This is a genomic window from Edaphobacter sp., assembly GCF_035532915.1.
Lineage (GTDB): Bacteria > Acidobacteriota > Terriglobia > Terriglobales > Acidobacteriaceae > Edaphobacter.
Map to the genome: position 1 here is coordinate 1 of NZ_DATKQC010000485.1, position 4176 is coordinate 4176.

Consider the following 4176-nt stretch of genomic DNA (forward strand, 5'->3'; position numbering starts at 1 on the left):
TGCCGGAGATCCATGTAGTGGGTGCCACCCTCGTCCAAGGACATTTCGCCCAGCAGCCTCAGCCACGCATCCACCTCGCCACCCTCGATGAGCTGAAGCGCAGCTTCACACCTGGGCTCCAGAGCGGGAGCGACTTGAATATTCCTCTCCTTAAGCAGATCAGCCTTGGACTTCCGCTGCCACCGCACCGTCTCGGAATCAAGCGATACCGGCTCAAAGATTGGATTGCACTCCTGTGCCAGAATCGGACTCCGCTGACATGCTTGCCAAACGGTATTCACAGCGTCGGGTTCCCACGAGCAGGCCAAGCGACAAACCAAATGTGCCTCCACGATTGCCGAGCAAGATGGTGGGACACTGAGAATTCTGTCGATATACCACTGCAAATCTTCGAGAACCAGTAAGGGCATTGGATGCATCACAAAATGCACGTTGTCGCGATTGAGCAGAGGAAGAAATGCCTCAAGAAAGCGCCTGCGTCGAGTCGTATCGTCAGCTAACGTCTCAGAGAAGCCGCTTGAGTGCCTTCCATGCGGCAACGGACGAAACGATCGAGCTCGCTGGAAAACGATGTTGGCAAGAAGTTTAGCAATACCGTCCTTTTCGATATGTTCAAGCGCCAGTGAGAAGATTTCTGCCTCCAGCTCAGGAATCGGCCCAATGTCCTCTGGCGGTTGTGCGGCACACCACCGAAGCGCAGCCGGAAGGTTCTCGGCGTTGAGTTTCGGCACCACTGCATACGACAAAAAGTTGTTGTATGAGCCGAAGAACATAGACTGTCGCGGGTGTTCGAGATAGTTCCACATCGCATCGTCGTACTTGTCACCCGGATAGATTGCGTTGAGCGCCGCGCCCCTTAACTGGTCGTTGGGATCAATTTCCCGACCCGACTGAAGTAGGGGGTGAAGTAGGTTGCGCTCCTCCTCTGATCCGACATCCGCGATAGCATAGGCTGCAATCGTGCGCAGTTCGTGCGTTTCGGCATCAGAGAGCGCAATCCCCAAGAGAGCCCCGCCGAGGCTCGTAACGGCGCAGTCGCGCGCAATCCTTGCAGCAAAGTATCGCGTGGCCGCCGACCGCTCCCGGTCAACAAGCACAGACTCCAACTGTTCCGCGAGTATTGGATGAGCGAGATGTCGAAGTTCCAGATGATGCCGAATGTGAAGGACCTCGCTTTGGTCGCAACTCCGCAAGAGGGCATCCGCAAGTGCCCGCCGTTGTTCATTCGACAAACTAGGTGCCGCCGACCCCAGCAAGACTTCAGGATCAAACTCTGCAATTTCCGCAAATAGCTCATCATTCCTAAGTGCAATCCATGACGCAACCTCTCGCACCTGCGGAATCACGCGCCTGCGCCGAGGATGAAACACCAGTGAGCGAAGCTGCTCAATAGGCAGCTCGTGTACGAAGCAATATCTCGCAGCCAAAAATTCCGCAAACATCTGATGCGACCAGCCGAGACGCTCCTGGCCTCGGGACGAGAACAATCCAGTTCCCAATGTCTCCAAAACGGCGTTGTGCGTGACGTTCACGGAGCTGTCCGACGGCTCATTCTCACCGACCAAATCACCGACAGCTACATCTTCTTCAGGAACACCTTCGGCTTCGGTTCCAGTCCAGACCGCGAAGCGGTTGCCGAACTGAGTTGCCGCCGCAACGCGAGAGGCAACAGCTACTCGATCTCTCGGACTTAAGTCACCCGTCCTGCGCGAGGCACGGCGACTTTCGTTTTGCTCTTCACAGAGGATGGAGCATCCCTTTTCGTAAAGATCAACTACGTTTCCAGGTAGATCGCCCTCTCGCTGGAATGTGTCAAGCAGCATCTTGAGTGTGACCGGCTTGATAGCGAAGGACGTAATGTGTAGTTCGTCAACTCGCGCAAGAAATGAATCCGGGTCTGTAATGCCGCTCAATGTTGCTGCTTGAAGTACATCCACGCGCCGCAGGGGCACCAGTTCGGTCGCGACAAACAAATCCTCCCCATATCCCGACTTCAGTGCCCTTTCCAGCAAAGGCGGCCATGATGCTGTGCGGCAGGCAATCCGTAGCTTCAGCCGGTCCAGTGGATATTTTGGAATCTCGTCTGCTAGAAGCGCAGCCACTGAATCAATGCGCAATAAGCATTCATCCAGGCTGTCGATGTACAGGTGGAGATCGTAATCGCCCTTTGCCCACTGAAGAAAAGTTTCGTCCTCGAACAGGGTCCGATATAGACGATCTTCGCTACTGAAGCTCCGAAGGTCGAGGCGTATCGTAGGCATTCCCGGCGACTGCTGGAGATACGCATTCACATCGGCTGAAAGGCTCCAACTCTTGCCCACTCCCGGTTCCCCAAGGAGCGCGAGGCACGCAACTGACTGAAGTTCATCGAAGGTGGTCAGATTCGGGTTGAGTATGTTCCCACGCTCTCCTTCTGGATCGGACAGGAACCCCCGGTCGCCAAGAGAAAACACGTTTTCTCGACGGCACCAAAAGCGTTTCCACGGGAATGGGTTCACTATCGGAATGCGGCCTCCGCACCATTGAATACCTAACCCCCATAGATTATATTCGCCTCATCTTCGCTGGCGAAAAGTCCCAGTTCTTCTGCACGGCTAAACGCACAAGAAGCTCGGATGGATTCTCGATTTACGCAAAATCGAGTATCAATTCGAGCAGAGGCACAACGAACGAGAGGCAGCTGTCTGCCTGATCCGAGCCATCCAGGATAGATCTCTGAAACGCCGTTGTCTTCGTGGAACCCGTCGGCTCCCAGGAACGTCGGCCACCACGTAGGACTCCAGGTGGAGTTCCTCGCCCACAGTTGACCACGGCCCTGAGGAGGGTCTACGAGCCAGCCCGGTTCGGTGAGGGAATGCAGCCCGGCACTGTCTAATCCAAAAGGGAGATCCCCCGGCTCTGCCGGGGTGGCAGTAGAACTTTGAGAATCCCCGGAGTATGTTCTCCCTCGAATTGCCTGTGCTGCGGCAGTGAAGATAGCGGTACGAGGCTTTTGCTTTTGTTCTTGCTTTTGCTTCGGACGGTTGCGGTCAGGCCCCTTTGAGGGGCCAGCAACCGTAAAGCCACCGGCTCTGCCGGTGGATACTTACTCAGACTGGAACCAGCGTAGGCTCCGCAAGGAGCGACGCGATGAGGACCGTCCGTGGGCCGAGCTCCAGGCGAAGCGTGAGGCAGAGAGCAAGACCCTGGTTGGACGCTCGCATCGATCCTGGACCGCCTTAATCATTGCCATCGAAGGGAGGGGAGCACCGGCAGGAGCTATGCACTGACCAGTTTACAGAACAGATTGACAAGCATCATCTCGTCGATTGAGCCAGCGGCGGCGCTCCCGATGCGCGGATCAGCAACAACGACTGCCAGGCATTTGGCGCGAGATAATGCTACGTTGACCCGATTACGGTCCAGGATGAAGGCAAGTCCCCGCGACCCATATTCGCCGTAGCTGGAACAGAGCGACAGGATGCACACTGGAGCCTGTTGTCCTTGGAACTTGTCCACGCTGCCAACACGCGCGCCGACAGGAAGCGCGGTTTGGAGAGCGCGGACCTGTGCATTGTAAGGGGCGATGAAGAGAAAGTCCTCCAAAGCGAGTGGCTTTGTGACGCCATCCGATGCGGTATACGGTCGGCCCAGCAACTCGTGATAAACAGCTCTCACCCGTTCTACCTCTTCATCACTTCGTTGGATGTCTCCATCATGTTCGACACCGATGAAAACAATGCCGCTCTCCTTAGTTACGATTCCATGCGCATTGAGCGTAAGGTCGATCTTCTGTTGTGCGCAATCAGGGTGCGAAGCAAGGCGACCCTCATAGATACTCTCCGAGATGAAATGGCAAACGGCTGGATGCATCCGGCGTGACTCGCCGAGAAAGAGACCATAATCCGATGGCACGACTGCGTGAAAGACCGGCTGGTCAGGCTGGCTTGTCCTCAAATCCTTGAGTGCATACTGGAGCGACGAGAGCCCGGCATCGCCGGGATGAGTGCCCTGGATCGGTTGTTCGAGCTGCATTTGATCGCCAAGAAGAACGACGTTCTTCGCGCATCGAGCCATGGCTACGGCATTGGCCAATGACACCTGACCCGCTTCATCAATGAAGAGGAAGTCGAGCACGCCCTCCCATTCCGGCAAGGTGAAAAGCCACGCCGTTCCGCCTATGACGCCATTCGCGTA

The 4176-nt window shown here is 55.9% G+C and carries 2 protein-coding genes; both read right to left on the reverse strand.

Annotated elements, in window-relative coordinates; all coding sequences use genetic code 11:
* Nucleotides 1–2453: hypothetical protein (locus VMU57_RS22600; RefSeq protein WP_325387576.1), on the reverse strand; the 2453-nt coding region annotated here is incomplete at its 3' end.
* An 805-nt stretch (nucleotides 2454–3258) separates the two neighbouring features.
* Nucleotides 3259–4176, reverse strand: a 918-nt coding sequence (locus tag VMU57_RS22605; RefSeq protein ID WP_325387578.1) for a DEAD/DEAH box helicase, incomplete at its 5' end; no start/stop codon positions are given.